Annotated in this window: 14 protein-coding genes and 4 pseudogenes; 14 read left to right on the top strand and 4 right to left on the bottom strand. The window is 44.6% G+C overall.

What is annotated here, in order from left to right; genetic code table 11:
- Position 1: 1 nt before the first annotated feature.
- The 4 genes from OCV70_RS05080 to OCV70_RS05065 all read left to right on the top strand — a co-directional run bounded on the left by OCV70_RS05080 (position 2) and on the right by OCV70_RS05065 (position 3,442).
- Entirely contained in the window at positions 2–553 is a 552-nt protein-coding gene (locus OCV70_RS05080) for a DUF3793 family protein (protein WP_021926342.1), read from the top strand.
- Between the two features lie 93 nt (positions 554–646).
- Positions 647–1,069, top strand: coding sequence for a flavodoxin (locus tag OCV70_RS05075; RefSeq protein ID WP_173765112.1), 423 nt, complete (start codon positions 647–649; stop codon positions 1,067–1,069).
- Positions 1,070–1,315: 246 nt separating this feature from the next.
- Positions 1,316–2,563 (top strand): AGE family epimerase/isomerase, encoded by a 1,248-nt coding sequence (locus tag OCV70_RS05070; RefSeq protein ID WP_262579326.1) that lies wholly within the window; start codon positions 1,316–1,318, stop codon positions 2,561–2,563.
- Positions 2,564–2,866: 303 nt separating this feature from the next.
- Positions 2,867–3,442 carry a coiled-coil domain-containing protein gene (locus OCV70_RS05065; RefSeq protein WP_262579324.1) on the top strand — a complete coding sequence of 192 codons (576 nt, stop codon included), beginning with the start codon at positions 2,867–2,869 and terminating at the stop codon, positions 3,440–3,442.
- A gap of 50 nt (positions 3,443–3,492) precedes the next feature.
- On the opposite strand, the gene OCV70_RS05060 is transcribed toward OCV70_RS05065, so the two are convergent.
- A complete protein-coding gene (locus tag OCV70_RS05060) occupies positions 3,493–4,557 on the bottom strand; it encodes an AraC family transcriptional regulator (protein WP_117853097.1) in 1,065 nt (354 codons plus the stop codon).
- A 209-nt stretch (positions 4,558–4,766) separates the two neighbouring features.
- Between OCV70_RS05060 and OCV70_RS05055 the strand changes: the two are divergent.
- The 5 genes and pseudogenes from OCV70_RS05055 (at position 4,767) to OCV70_RS05035 (ending at position 12,401) form a co-directional block, all read left to right on the top strand.
- Positions 4,767–6,124 (top strand): annotated as a pseudogene (locus tag OCV70_RS05055) (MFS transporter).
- A gap of 23 nt (positions 6,125–6,147) precedes the next feature.
- The gene (locus OCV70_RS05050) at positions 6,148–6,381 is read left to right on the top strand and encodes an HPr family phosphocarrier protein (protein WP_021926350.1); all 234 of its coding nucleotides are present in this window, start codon (positions 6,148–6,150) and stop codon (positions 6,379–6,381) included.
- A 190-nt stretch (positions 6,382–6,571) separates the two neighbouring features.
- Positions 6,572–8,128, top strand: a complete 1,557-nt coding sequence (locus OCV70_RS05045) for a glucosyltransferase domain-containing protein (protein ID WP_021926351.1) — start codon at positions 6,572–6,574, stop codon at positions 8,126–8,128.
- Positions 8,129–8,299: 171 nt separating this feature from the next.
- Positions 8,300–9,868, top strand: a complete 1,569-nt coding sequence (locus OCV70_RS05040; protein ID WP_262579323.1) for an alpha-L-rhamnosidase-related protein — start codon at positions 8,300–8,302, stop codon at positions 9,866–9,868.
- A gap of 13 nt (positions 9,869–9,881) precedes the next feature.
- Positions 9,882–12,401: a glycoside hydrolase family 3 protein gene (locus OCV70_RS05035; protein WP_262579322.1), complete on the top strand. Its 2,520-nt coding sequence runs from the start codon at positions 9,882–9,884 to the stop codon at positions 12,399–12,401.
- A gap of 56 nt (positions 12,402–12,457) precedes the next feature.
- Here OCV70_RS05035 and OCV70_RS20095 read toward each other — a convergent pair.
- Positions 12,458–12,532: pseudogene (locus OCV70_RS20095) on the bottom strand (DUF6783 domain-containing protein); the annotation flags it as partial.
- Between OCV70_RS20095 and OCV70_RS20090 the strand changes: the two are divergent.
- Positions 12,503–12,706: pseudogene (locus tag OCV70_RS20090) on the top strand (DUF6783 domain-containing protein); the annotation flags it as partial. The pseudogenes OCV70_RS20095 and OCV70_RS20090 sit on opposite strands and share 30 nt — an antisense overlap.
- Here the strand turns inward: OCV70_RS20090 and OCV70_RS05030 are convergent.
- Positions 12,635–12,853, bottom strand: a pseudogene (locus OCV70_RS05030) (type II toxin-antitoxin system HicB family antitoxin); the annotation flags it as partial. The pseudogenes OCV70_RS20090 and OCV70_RS05030 overlap by 72 nt on opposite strands.
- A gap of 227 nt (positions 12,854–13,080) precedes the next feature.
- On the opposite strand from OCV70_RS05030, the gene OCV70_RS05025 reads away from it, so the two are divergent.
- From OCV70_RS05025 to xylB, 4 genes are all read left to right on the top strand, one after another.
- The gene (locus OCV70_RS05025; RefSeq protein ID WP_186901920.1) at positions 13,081–13,938 is read left to right on the top strand and encodes an AraC family transcriptional regulator; all 858 of its coding nucleotides are present in this window, start codon (positions 13,081–13,083) and stop codon (positions 13,936–13,938) included.
- A 121-nt stretch (positions 13,939–14,059) separates the two neighbouring features.
- On the top strand, positions 14,060–14,677 hold the full coding sequence (locus tag OCV70_RS05020) for a DUF4867 family protein (protein WP_262579321.1): 618 nt from the start codon (positions 14,060–14,062) through the stop codon (positions 14,675–14,677).
- 63 nt (positions 14,678–14,740) lie between these two features.
- A complete protein-coding gene (locus tag OCV70_RS05015) occupies positions 14,741–16,222 on the top strand; it encodes an L-fucose/L-arabinose isomerase family protein (RefSeq protein ID WP_117853106.1) in 1,482 nt (493 codons plus the stop codon).
- 83 nt (positions 16,223–16,305) lie between these two features.
- Complete coding sequence (gene xylB, locus OCV70_RS05010) at positions 16,306–17,766, top strand: xylulokinase (RefSeq protein WP_021926358.1); 1,461 nt, start codon at positions 16,306–16,308, stop codon at positions 17,764–17,766.
- Positions 17,767–17,844: 78 nt separating this feature from the next.
- Here the strand turns inward: xylB and OCV70_RS05005 are convergent, their stop codons facing one another.
- On the bottom strand, positions 17,845–18,645 hold the full coding sequence (locus OCV70_RS05005) for a Cof-type HAD-IIB family hydrolase (protein ID WP_178105330.1): 801 nt from the start codon (positions 18,643–18,645) through the stop codon (positions 17,845–17,847).
- Between the last annotated feature and the right edge of the window lie 185 nt (positions 18,646–18,830).

Raw genomic sequence — 18,830 nt, 5'->3', positions numbered from 1 at the left:
CATGATCGAGAAATGTCTCATTGAGCATTGTGCTCCAACTCTTGCTTCCCTGAAAGCTGCAAACCTTTTTAATGCGTGCTGTGAAGAGGGAGAAAATATTGATCTTCAGCTTGTCATCTGGAACCAGATGATGAATCCAAAAGGAGTAAAGCTGATGGCTCTTCGCAAATGGAAGAATCACGCACTAATCTACGTATACCGTGAAAAAAGGCTGGCAGAGAATCTGAAGCGCCCGGGCGTAGCCAGATTTCTGAAAAAATATGGTTACCAAAACGGGGAGCCGGATCAGTGCCTTGCACTTTTGAGAAAGCGCTTTGAAGCAGCACAGGGCTTTCCTCATGAGATTGGGATTTTTCTTGATTATCCACTTGGAGATGTGATTGGTTTTATCCAGAACGGCGGACAGAATTATAAATGTTCCGGCTGCTGGAAAGTTTACTGCAATGAATGTGAAGCATTGAAAATGTTTCAGAAGTATCATAAATGCCGGGAAGTTTACCGGAATTTATGGGAAAAAGGCAGGAGTGTTCTGCAGCTGACAGTGGCTGCTTAACATACATAAAGAGTCGGCGATGGGAAATGAATACAAGAAAGTTTTCGGGGGCTGGCAACAAAATTATTAAGAAGAAAGAGGTAGAATGAAGTCATGAGTAAAGTAGCAGTTGTATATTGGAGCGGAACCGGTAATACAGAGGCAATGGCAAATAAAGTAGCAGAGGGTGCTAAGGCTGCTGGAGCAGAAGTAGAAGTAATCAGCGCTGACGATTTTGACGGAACAGATATCAGTGGTTTTGATGGCGTAGCTTTCGGATGCCCTGCAATGGGAGATGAGGAGCTTGAGGATTCCGTATTCCAGCCAGTATTTGAAGCATGTGAGGCAAAGCTTGCAGGCAAAAAAGTAGCACTTTTTGGTTCCTATGGCTGGGGAGACGGCGAGTGGATGCGCAGCTGGGAAGAGAAATGCCAGAACGATGGCGTTGCACTTGCTATTGACAGCGTGATCTGCAACGAGGATCCGGATGATGAAGCTCAGGCTGCATGCATCGAGCTTGGAAAAGCAATCTGCTAATTGTTTTATAAAGAACATAAGTATATTGAAGAATATAAAATAAGAGCATAAGGAAACCTCCGTCCCGGCGTACCGCGAAATGCCTGGGAGGGAGGTTTTTTAGTGCGTAAAAATCCCCCGGAAAACAAAAAATTCCCCCTCTTTTCAAAGACTGGAAGATAGAGTAAGATGGTACCAGAGATAGTGATACCTTTGTGTATAAGTAGGTTTTGGGACAATATTTTAGTTCATAAAGGAGAATAAAAAATGGACGTTACAGAGAAAAAATACCAGTTTGGAACCGAAGAAAACCAGGCATTTATGAAAGAAATCAGAGAGGATCTGCTGAAGTTCGGACATCAGTTTCCATCACCAGGAGGAAGCTCCTATTACCTGGGGGATGACGGAACTCCATGGAAAGACAGAAACCGCGAAACATGGATCACATGCCGTATGACCCATGTGTACAGCATTGGCTCCATGCTGGGACATGAGGGTAGCGAAGCTCTGGTTGACGCGGCACTGAAGGGAATCCGCGGGGAACTTCACGATGACAAAAACGGCGGCTGGTACGCAGGCCTTACCAAGGACGGAGAGATTGTTCCTACCAAGCAGTGCTATGCACATGCATTTGTAATTCTGGCTGCCACATCAGGCATTCTTGCAGGCAGAGAGGGAGCAAAAGAGCTTCTGGAAGATGCCCTTAAGGTTTATGATCTTCGCTTCTGGAATGAGGAAGAGGGACTTTCCTGCGATACCTGGAATACAGAATTTACGGAACTGGATCCCTATCGCGGAGTAAACGCAAATATGCACACCGTTGAGGCATTTCTTGCAGCGGCAGATGCAATCGGTGATGAGAAATACCGCGTCCGCGCAGGCAGAATTATTGACCATGTGATCAGCTGGGCGAAGAATAACAGCTGGCGGATTCCAGAGCATTTTTACAGCAACTGGGAGCCGGATCTGGAATGCAACAAAGACCGTCCTGACGATCAGTTCAAGCCATACGGAGCCACTCCTGGCCACGGAATTGAATGGGCGAGACTGATTACCCAGTGGGCTCTTTCTACATACAAAGAGGACAAGACTGGTGCCGCTCCATATATTCAGGCAGCGGAGGAACTTTATAACCGTGCGATCGCAGACGGCTGGAACGCAGACGGCGCACCGGGAATCGTTTACACTACTGACTGGGACGGCAACCCTATCGTCCACGACAGAATGCACTGGACCCTGGCTGAAGCCATTAATACGTCTGCAGTTCTGTACCGTGTAACCGGAAAAGAAAAATACACAGCAGATTACGCTGAGTTTATGGCATATCTGGATGAAAAGGTTCTGGATCATGTAAACGGCTCCTGGTTCCATCAGCTTGACCGCCAGAACCATCTTCTGACAACCGTCTGGCCCGGCAAATCCGACATCTACCACGCCCTCCAGGCAACCCTGATCCCCTACTGCAATCCTGGCCTGTCTGTTGCGGCTGCGGTGAAAAAGCAGGATTACGCATAAGCTTTTGATGCATAATATTATCATGTAAACCAACGAAAACCTTGAATTTTCTATGGCACTAAATGGGACGATTCAAGGTTTTCGTTTGTTTTCCTCACCTTCTCCCGGTCGGAATTTTATGCCGAATTTTGTCGAACGATTTTTCTTTGTTTTACTCCTGTTCTGTGATAAACTTTTTCTATCTTATAAGAGCATTTCTTTTAAAAGAATTTTCTTTGCTTCATTTCGAAGCGAATATTTCTCGAAACAAACGGACTACATTTGATGCGCATCAATGCCTTGTGAAAAGACAGGAGAGACTTTATGGAAAATAAGCTGAAACAGTATTTTCCTATTATTCAGCAGATTTACTTTTACGGCAGTATAAAAGGTGTCTATACCATAGTGCTTTTTGAAAAAAGCCCGGTACAGTTCCACAAATATCCAGATGTATATACCCATTATTTTTGCCAGAAATCCAACACAGGACTTGAGATGAATTTACTCCAGAATTATGTGTTTATACCACTTGACATTTTTTCGCAGACTGTGCACAATAACGGTATAAGGAACCTGCTTGAAGCATGGCTTGTATTTCTAAGCTCAGACTCGCCGGAGCTGATGATCAGCCTGATTACAGAGTACCCGAAGTTCAAAGTCATGTACGAGCATTTATATTACATTTGCCAGAATGTGGAAAGGATGATGGAAATGTATTCAGCAGAACTTAAAATACTTGACCGAAACACCGTGCAGTACATGGTAGACCAGATGCAAGAGGCGACTAATTCGTTAAGTGCGGAGGTAAGCATGAAGCAAGAAGCACTTCAATCTAAAGAGCAGCAATTAGAAGAAGCTCATCAGAAAATCAAAGAACTTCAGCAGTTGCTTGGAAAGTAAAACCAGGACGAATACGTGTTGGGAAAACTGATGCATGAGAACTGAACCAGTCATTTTTCCAAAAGCGAACTGGAAGTTTTCCGATATTCCCCCGGTGTCATCCCATACGCTTTCTTAAAAGTGCGCATGAAATGCTCCGTTGTTTCATACCCCACAAGCTTGCAGATGGATGGAATGCTCAGTGTGGTTTCCCGGAGGGCGCGGCAGGCCTGGTTTAGTTTAATATCACGTATGATCTGAAGGAAGGTACGCCCGGTACCTTCCTTTATTAATTTGCTGAAATGAGAGGAACTGTAGCCAAAATGCGCAGCAGTGTCGCTAAGCGATGCAATCTGGAAATTCTGGTTCAGGTAGTTCAGAATTTCAGTCATGGAACTGCCAGTAGTCTCCTTTGTGAGGATGGATTCAATATCATTTTCGTGGTAGCGAAGAAGCTTGGCCCAGAATAAGATCAGCATGGAGTTGAGAAAAGTATAGCTGTATTTCTCATGGCCAAGATATTCTATAAAAAGCTTCTCCACAGATTTCATAACAATTTTATCATTTCCAGTGTGGAAAATCAGAAAATTCCCCTCTGTTTTGTGATAGAGCACATGGGTAAAAAACTGGGACAGTGCGCTGTCTGCAGTCAGTGTCTGGAAAAAGGTGGACTGGAAAGCGGAAGTCCGCACCAGAATATTGATGGCAATGCTGTCATCAAAAATACTCACGCTGTGTCTGGTGTGAGGAGGGATAATGCACACATCTCCCTGCTGCAAAGTATGCGGAATCCCCTGGATGGTGGTCTTTACCGTGCCGTCATAAATGCACATAATTTCAAAAAATTCATGCTCATGGGCAAAGGCTGGAGTGTAGCGGTAGTGCTTGGAAAGCATAATATCCCCTGTAAAATCCTGGAATAAAGTTCCTTCATTCAGATAAGGGAGCCACCCTTCCTTGCGAAGGGCAGGAACATAAAGCTTGCGCTGGGCGATCATTTCCCTGTCCAGATTCTGGCAGTATTCTCGAAACGTCTCTGGATGCTCTTTCTCTGCAAAATAGAGATCACGGTAAAAAATCTCATCCTGTTCGTAAGAATGTATGTAATTCTGAAATTCACTTCTGGTTAATTTCATAGTACGATCCTCATTGCGTTGTCTATAGATAAGCTGAGTATACCATATCTGATTTTATAAGAAAAGTGATAGTTGACCGAAGCTGTAATAGAAAAAAGATTATATTTTCCCGAAAAAAAATCATAAAAAAAATCAGTATTTCGCAAAAAAAATCACAATTGGAGAAACCTGTAAAAAAGGGTAAAGTAAAACCATAAAAGACGGAGGTAATGAAAATGAACGAAGTGGAAAAAAAAGTAAAAATCGGACTTTGGCGTCAGAGAATCGGCTATGGTTCCTCTGATTTTGCATGTAATCTGATCTGGCAGATGATTTCCCTGTATCTGCTGTATTTTTACACAAATGTAATGCATTTAAATGCAGGGGCAGTCAGCATTATGTTCCTGGTAACCAAATTTATTGACGGTGTGTCCGATCTGATCGTTGGCTATCTCATTGACAAGACCAATACCAGATGGGGAAAATCAAGACCCTGGATCCTGTTTGGAGCAATTCCCTTTGGCGTAACAGCAGTCCTTGCTTTCTCTGTACCGGATATAGGACAGACTGGAATGCTGATCTACGCATACGTAACCTATATTTTACTGTCAACATCCTACACAATTGTCAACATTCCAATGGCATCCATTCTTCCGGCGCTTAGTGAAAACCCGCATGAGAGAACCGTTCTTGCTTCCTGCAGAACCTTCTTCTCCTCTGTTGGTTCTACGGTTGTAAGTGCTTTTGCCTTAACTCTTGTAGATAAATTTGGAAATGGAAATGAAGCCCTTGGTTTCCGTATTGTTATGATCATCTTCGGTGTGATCGGCTGCCTGGTATTTTTCTTCTGCTTCTTTAACACAAAAGAACGTGTTATGGTACAGGCGGAAAAAGTTAGCCTGAAAGCAAACATTTCCTGTCTGCTTCACAATGGCCCGTGGAAATTATTTGCGCTGAACATTGTATGGTTTTTCGGCGGATATGTAATTCAGGCAAGTGCAGTTATTTACTATTTTACCTATGTAGTACAGAACACCAGCATGGTTCAGATCGTTGCCACCATTACAACACTGGTGCCAATTGTAACCAACCTTCTGGCTCCATTCCTTGTAAAGCTTACAAGCAAGAGAAACCTGATGATCGGGGAAGCATGGTACATGCAGGCGGTCTTCTCATCATCTTCTTTGGGGGTACCAATGTTCCGGTGCTGATCGGCGGTGCAGTGGTCGCAGCAGCCGGATACGGTCTGAAAGGAAGCATGCACTTTGCAATGCAGCCTGACCCGGTTGACTATGGCGAGTGGAAGAGCGGTGTAAATACAGCGGGAACTCTTTCCGCAGTAAACGGATTTATTGGAAAAGTGGGCATGGCAATTGCCAGCAGTATTGGTGCAGCACTGCTTCAGTTCGGCGGATTTGACGCAGTTCTTTCCGTACAGTCTGCAACTGCACAGAGCTACATCACAACCATGTACATTTGGGTTCCCATCGTGATGAACATTGCAACAATTATCACCATGATGTTCTATAACCTTGATAAAATTTACCCGCAGATCATCAAGGAATTAGATGAAAGAAGAGCAGCATAATCCCTGAAAGGAGACATTAGAAGATGGTAAAATTAAACGTGAAAATCGTGTCCATGCAGGATGCCGATAAATTTAACAAAATCTGCAGCAAATTTGACTGCGACATGGATCTGCAGAGCGGAAAATATTATGTGGACGCCAAGTCCATCATGGGAATTTTCAGCCTGGACCTGAGCCAGCCGCTGGTGCTTAACGCAGATACAGATGATGAGCAGAAGGTGCGAGAAGCATTTGCGGAATTTGTTCAAGAAGCATAATTGCCAGACGAAAACCGATTATTGCCATAATCCCATGCGCCCCTGAAATCATTCCGGGGCGTTTGCTGCGTTGAGAAAAGAATGCCGCCTGAACTTTGTTCTGTTATGTTTGTATGGCTTGACATTTTTTACAGAATGTGCACAATAACAGTATAAGTAAAGTGCTATTTATAAAAATAAGGGGGTATCAATGAAACTTACAGAAAAACGCTTTAAATACACATTCTTCACAAGTATTTTCGTAGGTCTTGCGGCACATTTATTTGCACTTACCAATGTACTGCAGAATTACGATAATATCTCACAGACACCAGTGGGTGTTGGAACAGGTGTTACATCAGGAAGGTGGGTAATTGAGTTATTGTCCCAGCTTCATATAAAGTACGGCGTGAACTATAATATTCCTATGGTGAACGGGCTGATTGCCATTTTTCTTTTATCCGTGAGTGTCTGCCTGATCATCGATGTACTGAATATTCAGTCTGTACCGCTTTGCTGTGTATTTGCAGGAATTTTTATCAGCTTTCCTGTTGTTACCAGTTCCATGTTCTTTATGTATGTGGTAGAATATAATTCCCTCGCAGCATTTTTAGCAGTCCTGGCCGTCTGGGTGGCCAGAAAATACCATTGGATCGGTCTCGTCGGCGGAACTCTTTGCCTTGCAGTATCCCTTGGAATCTATCAGGCCTATCTGCCAATGACTGCAAGTTTGTTTGTTATTTTGCTGTTAAAAGAGGTTCTGTCGGGTAAATCCAGATGGCTTACGGTACTTTGCAGAGGAGTTCTTGATCTTTTTACTATGATTCTGGGATTTGCAGCATATTATGGCTGTATGAAATGGAATTTGGCAAAACACGGCGCCGAATTGTCTGATTATCAGGGAATTAATAATATGGGAAATATTTCTTTACGCAGTCTTCCGGGACTTCTGAAGCGTGCGGTGGGAGATATCGTAAAGATGCCATTCATTGATTATTATGGAATTTCATCTACAGTTGTTGTCAGAATCGCAATTGTGATTCTTGCAATAATTTCATTTGTGGGGATTGTTTATCTACTTTGGGCAAAGAAAGCCAGAGTGAGCCTGATTTTAGAATGTATTTTGCTGTGCATGATTTTTCCATTGGCAGTAAACGGCATCACCATTATGTGCTCTGAGAGCGAAATCTATACCATGATGGTATATGGCTCTGTTTTCATTTTTCTGGTGCCGGTTATGGTTATGGATCTGATCGTTCAAAACGCAGATGTGAAAATCAATAAGCTTTCCCGCCGAAAGCTGTATCTGTATGGACGAAACAGCGTAGCAGCACTTCTGATTCTGGTCACGGTTCAATATGTCTGGCTGTCCAATGGAAATTATATGGCAATGTATTACAATACAGAACAAACCAAAGCATATTTAAGCTCCATGCTGACACAGGTACGAATGACGGAAGGCTTTAATACCTCTCTTAGCTGGGCGTTTATTGGAAAAGTATCGGATGAGACCTTTCATAATCAGTGGAAGGACTCCAATAAATTCCACTATGGAGGCAACGGAGTTACAGAAGAAAAACCGCTTGTAAACTATTATTCCAGAAAATCCTGGTTCTGGCATTACATGGGATATGTACCAAACCTTGTTGACAATGACCAGGTAAAAGAACTGAGAAAAGATCCTTATGTAAAAAATATGCCCTGTTATCCGGATTACGGATCAATTGCAATCTATAAGGACACCGTTATTATCAAGTTATCTGACTAAAAAGCTATGAGTTAAAGCAGTGATTTCATGTGAGCATGGAGTTGCTGCTTTTTTGTTGTAAAATTCGTAAAAAAGGTCAGTATTTCATCTCAAAAAAAACAATTGGAAAACACCTAAAAAAGAGGTAAAGTAAACCCATCGAAGGAAGAGTACCGAAAGGAGAAAAGAATTATGCCAGAAGTAAGCATTGATTTAAATATGGTTCGTGTAACCAACGATGATTTTGTAAAAAAAGCAGAGGCCTGCGCACCGAAGCTTCAGGAGACCGTTGTAAAGCCAGTTTCTATCGTGGATGTTGTAAAAACAGAAAACATATATCCAGATGTAGTTGTCAAAGACTCCATTGAAAATCTTTCCAGCTACCATCTTGCCAAAGGAGATAAGCTGTGCCTGGACTTTGGAGATCACCAGGTTGGATATGTAACTCTGAAGCTTGCTTCTGTAGGAAGCCCGCAGGACTCACCTGCATTTTTCCGTCTGAAATTCGGAGAGATTGCAAAAGAGATGACGGAGGATTCCGCAGACTATGACGGATGGATCAGCCGCGGATGGATCCAGGAAGAATTTATTCATATTGATGTGCTGCCAGCAGAACTGAAGCTGCCAAGACGCTATGCTTTCCGCTATCTGGAAATCGAGGCAATCGATACTTCCCTGAAATGGCAGATGGTTGTGGAGGATGTAACCTGTGTCAGTGTTTCTTCTGTAAACATGGATCAGGTAAAGCCTATCAAGAGTGATGACGAAATGATCCGTACACTGGACAAGGTCAGCCTGCGTACTTTAATGAACTGCATGCAGTCTGTATTTGAAGACGGCCCGAAACGTGACCGCAGACTGTGGCTGGGAGACCTGAGACTTCAGGCACTGGCAAATTATGATACATTTAAAAACTATGACCTGGTAAAAAGATGTCTTTACCTGTTTGCAGGCCAGACAAGAGATGACGGAATGGTAAGCGCCTGCCTGTTTACAGAGCCGAAATTTATTGTGGATGATACCTTCCTTCTGGACTACTCTATGTTCTACGGAGCCGCACTTCTTGATTACTATAAGGCTTCCGGTGACATGGAGACTCTTCGTGACCTGAGCAAATGTGCTTACCGCCAGATGGAGCTTGCAGGAAAACAGTTTGACGAGAAAGATCTTCTGATCTGCGGCGAAGGCTTCTGGGCATTTATCGACTGGACTGATGGCCTGGACAAGCAGGCTGCGATGCAGGGCGTATATATTTATTGTGCGAAAAAGGTACGTGAAATTGCTGAAATCCTTGGGGATACCGAAAAAGCAGCAGAGCTTGCAAAGGAAGAAAAAGCCAAAACAGAAGCAGCAAAAAAATATCTTCTGGATTCTGAAGCCGGACTGTTTGTAAGTGGACCGAACAGACAGATTAATTATGCAAGCCAGGTTTGGATGGTACTTGCTGGTGCAGTAGACAAAGAAGACGGCGCACAGATTCTTGAAAAAGTAACAGACATGAAGCCGGAAAAAGGTATGGTTTCCCCGTATATGAATCATCATTATGTAGAAGCACTTCTTCTTTGCGGGAAAAAAGAGCAGGCTCTTGACTATATGAAATATTACTGGGGTGGAATGATCAGCCACGGAGCAGACACCTTCTGGGAGCTTTATAATCCGGAAAATCCGGCAGAGTCTCCTTATGGAAGCAGTATTGTTAACAGCTACTGCCATGCGTGGAGCTGTACCCCGACTTATCTTTTGAGAAAATATTTTGCCTGAGGAGGAAATAATTATGACACGTGTTTTAAAAGAAAGAACTTTTTCAGGAACAACTAACCCGGAAGCTGCGTCATGGGAGAATGAACATCGCCAGATAGCAAGAGAAGCAGCAGATGAGGGAATTGTTCTTCTGAAAAATGAAGACCAGATACTGCCTCTGAAACCGGGAAGTGCAGTTGCTGTTTATGGTGCAGGCGCAGGCAGAACAATCAAGGGTGGAACTGGCTCCGGTGATGTAAATGAGCGTGAGAACATTTCTATCTGGCAGGGGCTGAAAAATGCAGGTTACCAAATCACCAATGAAGACTGGATCAGCAGCTACGATCAGATTTATGAGAAAGCCCGTCAGGACTGGAAAAATGATATTAATGCAAGAGCCAGCCAGACTGGCGGTGATGTGATGGACTTTTTTACGGTTTACAGTACAACACCCTTTATTATGCCAACTGGTGATCCTGTAAAGGTACCGGAAGCTGATGAAAGCACAGACACTGCAATCTATGTACTGAGCCGTGTTGCCGGAGAAGGCGCAGACCGCAATGCAGATAAAGGAGATTATTATCTGAAGGATGACGAGCACCAGATGCTGGCAGATCTTTGCCAATATTACAAAAATGTTATTATTGTTATCAATGCAGGCGGACAGGTGGACCTTTCCTTTATGGATGAATTTTCCAATATCAAAGCACTTCTGGTCATTGTACAGCCTGGAATGGAAGGAGGAAATGCTTTCGCAGATGTCATTTCCGGCAAGGTAAATCCATCTGGAAAGCTGGTGGATTCCTGGGCATATAAATATGAGGATTATCCAAGCGCGGCTACTTTTTCCCACAATAACGGTAATGTGGAAAAGGAGTTCTATGAGGAAGGGCTTTATGTAGGATATCGCTATTTTCATACATTTGGAATTCCGGTTCGCTATGGCTTTGGATACGGACTTTCCTATACCACATTTGAAATTCAGAATGCGTCAATTAAAAAAGAACAGACAAATCTTCTGAAGGTTTCCATGTCTGTAAAGAATACTGGTGCTGTTGCTGGAAAGGAAGTTGTACAGGCATATGCTTCCTTACCTGGTGGCTCCATGGAAAAAGAAGCACATCGTCTGATCGCATATGCAAAAACAGAACTGTTACAGCCAGGAGAGGCACAGAGCATCACGCTGGAAATCCCGGCAGAATGCTTAACATCCTATGATGAGAAAAAAGCAGCATGGGTTCTGGAAAAAGGATTTTATGGAATCTTTCTTGGAAACAGCCTGGAAAGTGCCAATTTGACATTCGGGCTGCAGCTGGATCAGGATGCAGTTCTGGAAAAAGTGAAGAATCTTTTTCCGCTAAAGGATGCATTAAAAGAATTAGAGCAGCCAGCAGGTGCAACCTGTAAACGTGAAGCTGTACAGGCTGCGCTTGCCAGGTCAAAGCAGCTTCCGGTTCTGGAACTGAAAGCAGCTGAGTTTAAGACAAAGGAAATTGTATACCGTAAGAACAGTGAATTGGCTGCACCTGAGGCAATGGAATTTGTAAATACTCTTTCTGTTGAAGAGCTTATTAATCTGGCTGCCGGTGATCCTGGAAAAGCACAGGGTGGAAACCTGGGAGCAGCCGGAATTTCCGTACCAGGCTCCGCAGGTGAGACACATAGATGTGCTATTGACAAAGGTCTGGCAAGTATTGTTCTTGCAGATGGCCCGGCTGGCCTTCGCCTTATGAAATATTACAATGTAAATGAAGGAAAGATCATTTCCATGCCATTTGAATTCAGTCTGGAAGGCGGACTTTTCTACAATGGTCCTACTGAGCTTCCTGGCGACAGATACTACCAGTACTGTACGGCAATTCCAGTGGGAACCATGCTGGCACAGACCTGGAATACAGCCCTGATTGAAAAAGTGGGCGCTATGATTGGAAAAGAGATGGAGCATTTCGGAGTTACCTTATGGCTTGCTCCTGGAATGAATATCCACAGAAATCCTCTTTGTGGAAGAAGCTTTGAGTACTATTCCGAGGATCCGTATGTAGCAGGTACCATTGCAGCTGCCATGACAAATGGCGTACAGTCCAACTATGGATGCGGAACTACCATCAAGCATTTTGCATGTAACAACCAGGAAGACAATCGTATGGGCTCTGACAGCATTGTTTCTGAGAGAACCATCCGTGAGCTTTACCTGAAGGGCTTTGAGCTTGCAGTGAAAGAATCTCAGCCTCTTTCCATTATGACAAGTTATAATCTGATCAACGGCGTTCACGCTGCCAACAATTATGATCTTTGCACAGAGGTGGCAAGAAATGAGTGGGGCTTTGGCGGTGCCATCATGACCGACTGGACAACAACTGAACGTGATGACAGCTGTACAGCTTCTGGCTGCATGCGCGCCGGAAACGACCTGGTTATGCCAGGCTGCTTTGGCGACCATGACAATATGAAAAAGGAACTGGAAGCAGGGACTCTGAAGCTGGAGGATCTGAAAGCCTGCATCGCAAGGCTGGTCAGCGTAATCTGGAAATCCAATCAGTATGAGGAAAATTAAATAAATTTTTATATAAAGGAATCCCCCGGAGACATATGGTGCTCCGGGGGATTCTTTTACGAAATATTCATTGATTTAGAGCGTGCAACCAAAATCATTTCCGCAATTTGCACGCCCCACTTTGCAGTATATTTTACACGAATTCAGTTGCCGTAGCTGGAATGAGAAGAATTCTATTCATCCCATCCTTCATACAACCGTATATTCACCTGAATATTCCGCACTACATCGCCCTCTTCCAGTTCCATGTCGTCAGGGTCGGTAATGGGCGGGAGTTCCGGGACTTCTTCGGAAAGCTCTACTGAGATCCAGTCGAAAGCAGCGGCGTTGGCATTTTCGATGGCTTCGTCTAAGGTGTCACCTTCTCCGAAGCAGCCCTCCAGGTCGGGGAAAGTTCCCTTGTAGCGGCCGTCTTCGGTTTTCTTAAAAACTGCAGGATATATAAATTTCATAATAAACCTCCCAGGAAAATAAAGTAATAAAATCCATTTTTAGAAATATTATAAGCGTTTGAGTATGGAAATACAAGAGAGTAAACAGCAACATATTTATATAAATGGAAAAAGGGAACGGGATTGTAAAAACTTCTGTAAAATGATATTCTTACATGTAGAAGTAGTTTACACAATACTGTTGAAAAACGATCGTATTTTAGAAAAACAACTGCGGGAGGTGAACCATGGAATTTCAGCATGAACTGATCATACCTAATGAGGGACTGCCATTTAAAATATTTTTATTTGAGGGCGGACATGGCAATTATGAGAGAGAGAAGCACTGGCATACATCCATTGAGATTTTTGCAGTGCTGAAAGGCGGGCTGACGTTTTTCCTGAATGATGAGGAATATCCGCTGGAGGCGGGCGGACTGATTATTATTAATTCCAATGAGATTCATTCCATCCATGCGCCAGGCAAAAACGAAACTGTGGTATTGCAGATTCCTCTGAAGCAGTTTGAGAAATATTTTACGGCACAGCGCTTCATCCGTTTCACAAGCGCTGCCCGTGTAGCCAAGGACCGGAAAAACAAGGCACCGGATAACCGGAAGCTGGCCTTTTTCATAGAAGAGCTGTACAAGGCATACCGGGCAAAGGAAGAGGGCTGGGAGTACCGGACCATGGCGCTGTATTACAATATTTTGTATCTTATGGTACGGGATTACCGTGAGACAGAAGCCGCCCAGGAGGAAATCCAGGACAGCCGCCGTCTGGATGCTTTGTCAAAAATTACCAGTTATATGCGGGAGCATTATACAGAAGAAATGAAGCTCTCTGACATGGCTGCCCTTTTTGGATATTCCGATGCCTATTTGTCGCGAATGTTCAAAAAGTATGCGAAAATCAATTTTAAGGCGTATTTGCAGGAAATCCGCATGTCCTACGCCTACAGGGAGCTGAGTAACACAGAGAAAACCATCAGCCAGATTGCCCTGGACAACGGATTTGCAAGCAGCAGGGCATTTTCCCGGGAATTCCAGAAAAAGTATGGGGATCTTCCAAGCGAGCTAAGACAAAAGCTTGCAGTCATTCGCTGATAACAAAAGGTCAAAAAAGTGCTATAGATAAGACAAGAAATCCGTCGAAAAGCATGCCAGGATATGGTATGCTTTTTTCAGCTTAAAAAAGAGCCTGAGGTCAGGCAAAAGGAGGTTAAACGTGAAGATTCAGAAAGTAACAGATCCGGCATTCCGTAAATACGGACAGGTGCTGGAGGGATACGACTTTACAAGCCTTATTAAAGAAATGAAACACACACCGGTTCCGGAGGACGTAATCTACGTTCCGTCTGTGGAGGAGCTGGAAGCACTGGATGTTATGAAAGACCTGCAGAACAAGGGATACGGCGGACTGCCTATCCAGATCGGATACTGCAACGGACATAACAAGAAATTAAATGCAGTGGAGTATCACCGCAATTCCGAGATCAATGTGGCAGTAACAGACCTGGTTCTTCTGATTGGACATCAGCAGGACATCGAGCCGGATCATACATATGACACATCTAAGATCGAGGCATTCCTGGTACCTGCAGGAACCGGAATTGAAGTTTACGCAACCACACTTCACTATGCACCATGCCATGTGAACGAAGGCGGTTTCCAGTGCGTTGTTGTACTGCCGAAGGGAACCAACACAGAGCTTACTTTCCCAACTGAGAAGACCGGAGAGGACAGCCTGATGACAGCCAAGAACAAATGGCTGATCGCCCATGAGGATGCGAAGATCGAAGGCGCATTCAATGGCCTGAAAGGTGAGAACATCACAATCGACTAAGTTTTTCAAATTAATTATAGCAGTCAAATAATAAGAAAATTTAAATATGGAGGAATACCTATTATGAATAATATACCAGTAGTAAAACTTGGATTAATCGCAGTAAGCCGTGACTGTTTCCCAATCGAGCTTTCCGAGAAGAGACGCGCAGCTATCATGGAAGCTTACAAAGGAGAGCTTTATGAATGTCCAGTAACTGTTGAGAATGAGAAGGACATGGAGAAGGCTCTTGAGGATGTAAACAAGGCAGAGTGCAACGCACTGGTTGTTTTCCTTGGAAACTTCGGACCAGAGACTCCTGAGACTCTGATTGCAGAGAGATTTGACGGACCTTGCATGTATGTAGCAGCTGCTGAAGGCGACGGCGACATGATCAACGGACGTGGTGATGCTTACTGCGGTATGCTGAACTGCTCCTACAACTTAAAGATGCGTCATCTTGAGGCTTATATTCCGGAATATCCGGTAGGAAGAGCTGATGACATTGCGAAGATGATCGCAGACTTCGTACCAGTTGCACGTGCTGTCATCGGTGTTCGCAATCTGAAGATCATTACCTTTGGACCGCGTCCGCAGGACTTCTTCGCATGCAACGCACCGATCAAGGGACTTTATGAGCTGGGTGTTGAGATCGAAGAGAACTCTGAGCTTGACCTCCTGGTTGCTTACAAAGAGCATGAGAACGATCCTCGTATCCCGGAAGTTTGCGCAGATATGGCAAAAGAGATGGGCGAAGGCAGATACTATGCTGACCTTAGCGAGAGAATGGCACAGTTTGAGCTGACTCTTCTTGACTGGGCAGAGGCTCACAAGGGTGCAAGAAAATACGTTGCATTCGCTGACAAATGCTGGCCTGCATTCCCGTCACAGTTCGGATTTGAGCCTTGCTATGTAAACAGCCGTCTTGCTTCCAGAGGAATTCCGGTATCCTGTGAGGTTGATATTTACGGAGCACTCAGCGAGTACATCGGACTTTGCATTTCTCAGGATGCTGTTACACTCCTTGACATCAACAACTCTGTTCCGCAGTACATTTATGATGAGGACATCAAGGGAAGATATGATTACAAGCTGACAGATACATTCATGGGCTTCCATTGCGGAAATACTCCGGCATGCAAGATGTGCGAGTCCAGAGCAGTTAAATATCAGCTGATCCAGCACAGACTTCTTGAGCCGGCAGGATCTGAGCCAGACTTTACAAGAGGAACTCTTGAGGGAGATATCGCTGCATCTGATATTACATTCTATCGTCTGCAGTGCAACTCTGAAGGAGAACTGGTTTCCTATGTTGCAGAAGGTGAAGTCCTTGATGTACCTACAAGATCCTTCGGCGGTATCGGTATTTTCGCAATCAAGGAGATGGGAAGATTCTACCGTCACGTTCTCATCGAGGGCAACTTCCCGCATCATGGCGCAGTTATGTTTGGACACTACGGAAAAGCATTCTATGAAGTAGTGAAATTCCTTGGACTTGATGTGAAGAAGATCGGTTACAACCAGCCGGCTGGTGTAAGATATCCAACTGAGAATCCATGGGGCTAATTAAGTAACGTTAATAATTTATAGGCGTATAAAAACGGCCGTACCACTTTATGCGGTACGGCTGTTTTGGTAAGGAGGACAAAATGTATTTTATCGGTGTTGACCTTGGTACTTCCGCAGTGAAGCTTCTTCTTATGGAAGAATCCGGAAAAATCTGTAATATTGTTTCCAAAGAGTATCCCTTATTTTTCCCCCATCCGGGCTGGTCTGAGCAGAATCCGGAAGACTGGTACACCCAGAGCATGGCGGGAATGAAGGAACTGACTGAGGGAATCGACCGCTCACAGGTTGCTGGAATCAGCTTTGGCGGTCAGATGCATGGCCTGGTAACTCTGGACGATCAGGACCAGGTAATCCGTCCTGCAATTCTCTGGAATGACGGGCGTACCTCTGAGGAGACTGATTATCTGAACAATGTGATCGGCAAGGATAAGCTTTCCCAGTACACTGCCAACATTGCGTTTGCCGGTTTTACTGCTCCGAAGATCCTGTGGATGAAGAAAAATGAGCCGGAGAAATTTGCGAAGGTTGTAAAGATCATGCTTCCGAAGGATTATCTTGCTTACCGCTTAAGCGGATCCTTCTGCACAGATGTTTCTGATGCATCCGGTATGCTGCTTCTTGATGTGAAGAACCGCTGCTGGTCTAAGGAAATGCTGGAGATCTGCGGCGTGAAGGAAGAGCAGCTTCCGAAGGTTTACGAGAGCTGGGAGGTTGTGGGAACCCTGAAGCCAGAGGTTGCGAAAGAGCTTGGTTTCTCCGAGAATGTGAAAGTAATCGCAGGAGCAGGTGACAATGCGGCAGCAGCTGTTGGAACCGGAACGGTTGGCGATGGCCAGTGCAACATTTCTCTTGGAACATCTGGAACTGTATTTATTTCCAGCAAGAATTTTGGCGTAGACGAGAACAATGCCCTTCATTCCTTCTGCCATGCAGACGGAAGCTATCACCTTATGGGATGCATGCTCAGCGCTGCTTCCTGCAACAAATGGTGGGCTGAGGAGATTCTTGGAACCAAGGATTTCGCAGCAGAGCAGGCACCGATCACAAAGCTTGGAGAGAACCATGTTTACTTCCTTCCATACCTGATGGGAGAGCGTTCTCCTCACAATGACCCGGATGCAAGAGGCGTATTTTTCGGAATGTCCATGGACACTTCAAGAGCAGATATGACACAGGCTGTTCTGGAGGGGGTTGCGTTTGCACTTCGTGATTCCCTTGAGGTTGCCAAGAGCCTTGGCATCAAGATCGAGCGTACCAAGATCTGCGGCGGCGGAGCAAAGAGCCCTCTCTGGAAAAAGATTATCGCAAATGTGATGAACATTAAGGTGGATGTCCTGGAAGTGGAAGAGGGACCGTCCCTTGGCGGCGCTATGCTTGCAGCAGTAGGCTGCGGCGTTTTCCCGGATGTTGAGACAGCAGGCAAAAAACTTGCCAAAGTAGTAGATACCGTAGAACCAACTCCGGAACTGGCTGCCAAATATGAGGAAAGATACCAGAAATTCAGACAGCTGTATCCGACAATGAAACCATTATTTAAATAAGAATATGGAAGTTTAAGATTAAACAAAAAGCAAAACAGAGCGGTGCGTTATGACCGCTCTGTTTTGCTTTTGAGAACCTTATAGAACAAACTTTTCCAGAACCTCAGCCACTCCGTCTTCATTATTCGTATGCTTTGCAACATAGTCTGCATACTGCTTTACCCCGTCTGGGGCGTTGGACATGGCCGCGCCCAGGGCAGCGTAGCGGATCATGGGGAGGTCGTTGAAACCGTCGCCAATGGCAATGGTTTCGGCAGGGGAAAAGCCGTAGAGTTCTCCAATCCTGTCAATGGCAGCGGCTTTGGACACCTTGCTGTTGAAAAATTCCAGGTAAAAAGGCTTGGAAGTGCAAAAAGTAACATTCTGGAAATGGGCTGCACTGCGCAGCTCTTTTTCTATTTGCTGAATTTTCTCCACATCATCATACCACAGGATTTTGGTAATGCCTTGGGAGAGAAGCTGTTCTATGGAGGGAATGGGAAGAGGCGTTACTTTGGTTGCCTGGCTGTATTCGTGGATGCGGTCATTTAACTGGTTTCCGTATAATTTGTTATCAGACCAGATGCACATGGTAGTGTCATAGCGGATGCCTGCTTCCAGGATTTTGCGGGCGTCATCGGATGCAAGCTCCTGGCGGTAGAGGATTTTTTCTGTTGCAGAATCCAGGATCATAGCGCCGTTGTAGGTGATCACAGGCCCCTGAATGCCAAGCTGCTTCTGGTAGCGGGATACGCCCTGAATGGGACGGCCTGTACAGATGGAAAAAATCAGCCCTTTATCCACTGCCTGGCGGATGATTTTGACTGTATGTGGAGTGATCTCATTAGAATCATTTAATAAAGTGCCGTCCATATCGGCGGCTGCAAATTTGTATTTCATAGTATTCTCCTGAATCGAGCCTGTTTGAAAAATCATTTTTTTAATGGCCTTATGTGTCTTTGGTGATGCAAATAATTATACGATACCTGTGACCTCTCTTCAACTGCTTTTACATGTATAAAGATTGCCCGGGCAGGATTTGCCTGGAGTTTACGAAGTGCCTGGCAATCACTTTTGGACTGTTT

This window comes from Blautia acetigignens (assembly GCF_025566865.1).
GTDB lineage: Bacteria > Bacillota > Clostridia > Lachnospirales > Lachnospiraceae > Blautia_A > Blautia_A acetigignens.
Note: the sequence above shows the minus strand (reverse complement) of the source record. Positions and strands in the feature narration are given on the sequence as shown.

Excerpts from the sequence above, each read along its gene's own strand:
- OCV70_RS05080 (WP_021926342.1), top strand. The coding sequence starts at position 2 with ATGATCGAGAAATGTCTCATTGAGCATTGTGCTCCAACTCTTGCTTCC.
- OCV70_RS05065 (WP_262579324.1), top strand. The coding sequence starts at position 2,867 with ATGGAAAATAAGCTGAAACAGTATTTTCCTATTATTCAGCAGATTTAC.
- OCV70_RS05050 (WP_021926350.1), top strand. The coding sequence starts at position 6,148 with ATGGTAAAATTAAACGTGAAAATCGTGTCCATGCAGGATGCCGATAAA.
- OCV70_RS05070 (WP_262579326.1), top strand. The coding sequence starts at position 1,316 with ATGGACGTTACAGAGAAAAAATACCAGTTTGGAACCGAAGAAAACCAG.
- OCV70_RS05045 (WP_021926351.1), top strand. The coding sequence starts at position 6,572 with ATGAAACTTACAGAAAAACGCTTTAAATACACATTCTTCACAAGTATT.
- OCV70_RS05005 (WP_178105330.1), bottom strand. The coding sequence starts at position 18,645 with ATGAAATACAAATTTGCAGCCGCCGATATGGACGGCACTTTATTAAAT.
- OCV70_RS05025 (WP_186901920.1), top strand. The coding sequence starts at position 13,081 with ATGGAATTTCAGCATGAACTGATCATACCTAATGAGGGACTGCCATTT.
- OCV70_RS05060 (WP_117853097.1), bottom strand. The coding sequence starts at position 4,557 with ATGAAATTAACCAGAAGTGAATTTCAGAATTACATACATTCTTACGAA.
- OCV70_RS05075 (WP_173765112.1), top strand. The coding sequence starts at position 647 with ATGAGTAAAGTAGCAGTTGTATATTGGAGCGGAACCGGTAATACAGAG.
- OCV70_RS05040 (WP_262579323.1), top strand. The coding sequence starts at position 8,300 with ATGCCAGAAGTAAGCATTGATTTAAATATGGTTCGTGTAACCAACGAT.
- xylB (WP_021926358.1), top strand. The coding sequence starts at position 16,306 with ATGTATTTTATCGGTGTTGACCTTGGTACTTCCGCAGTGAAGCTTCTT.
- OCV70_RS05035 (WP_262579322.1), top strand. The coding sequence starts at position 9,882 with ATGACACGTGTTTTAAAAGAAAGAACTTTTTCAGGAACAACTAACCCG.
- OCV70_RS05015 (WP_117853106.1), top strand. The coding sequence starts at position 14,741 with ATGAATAATATACCAGTAGTAAAACTTGGATTAATCGCAGTAAGCCGT.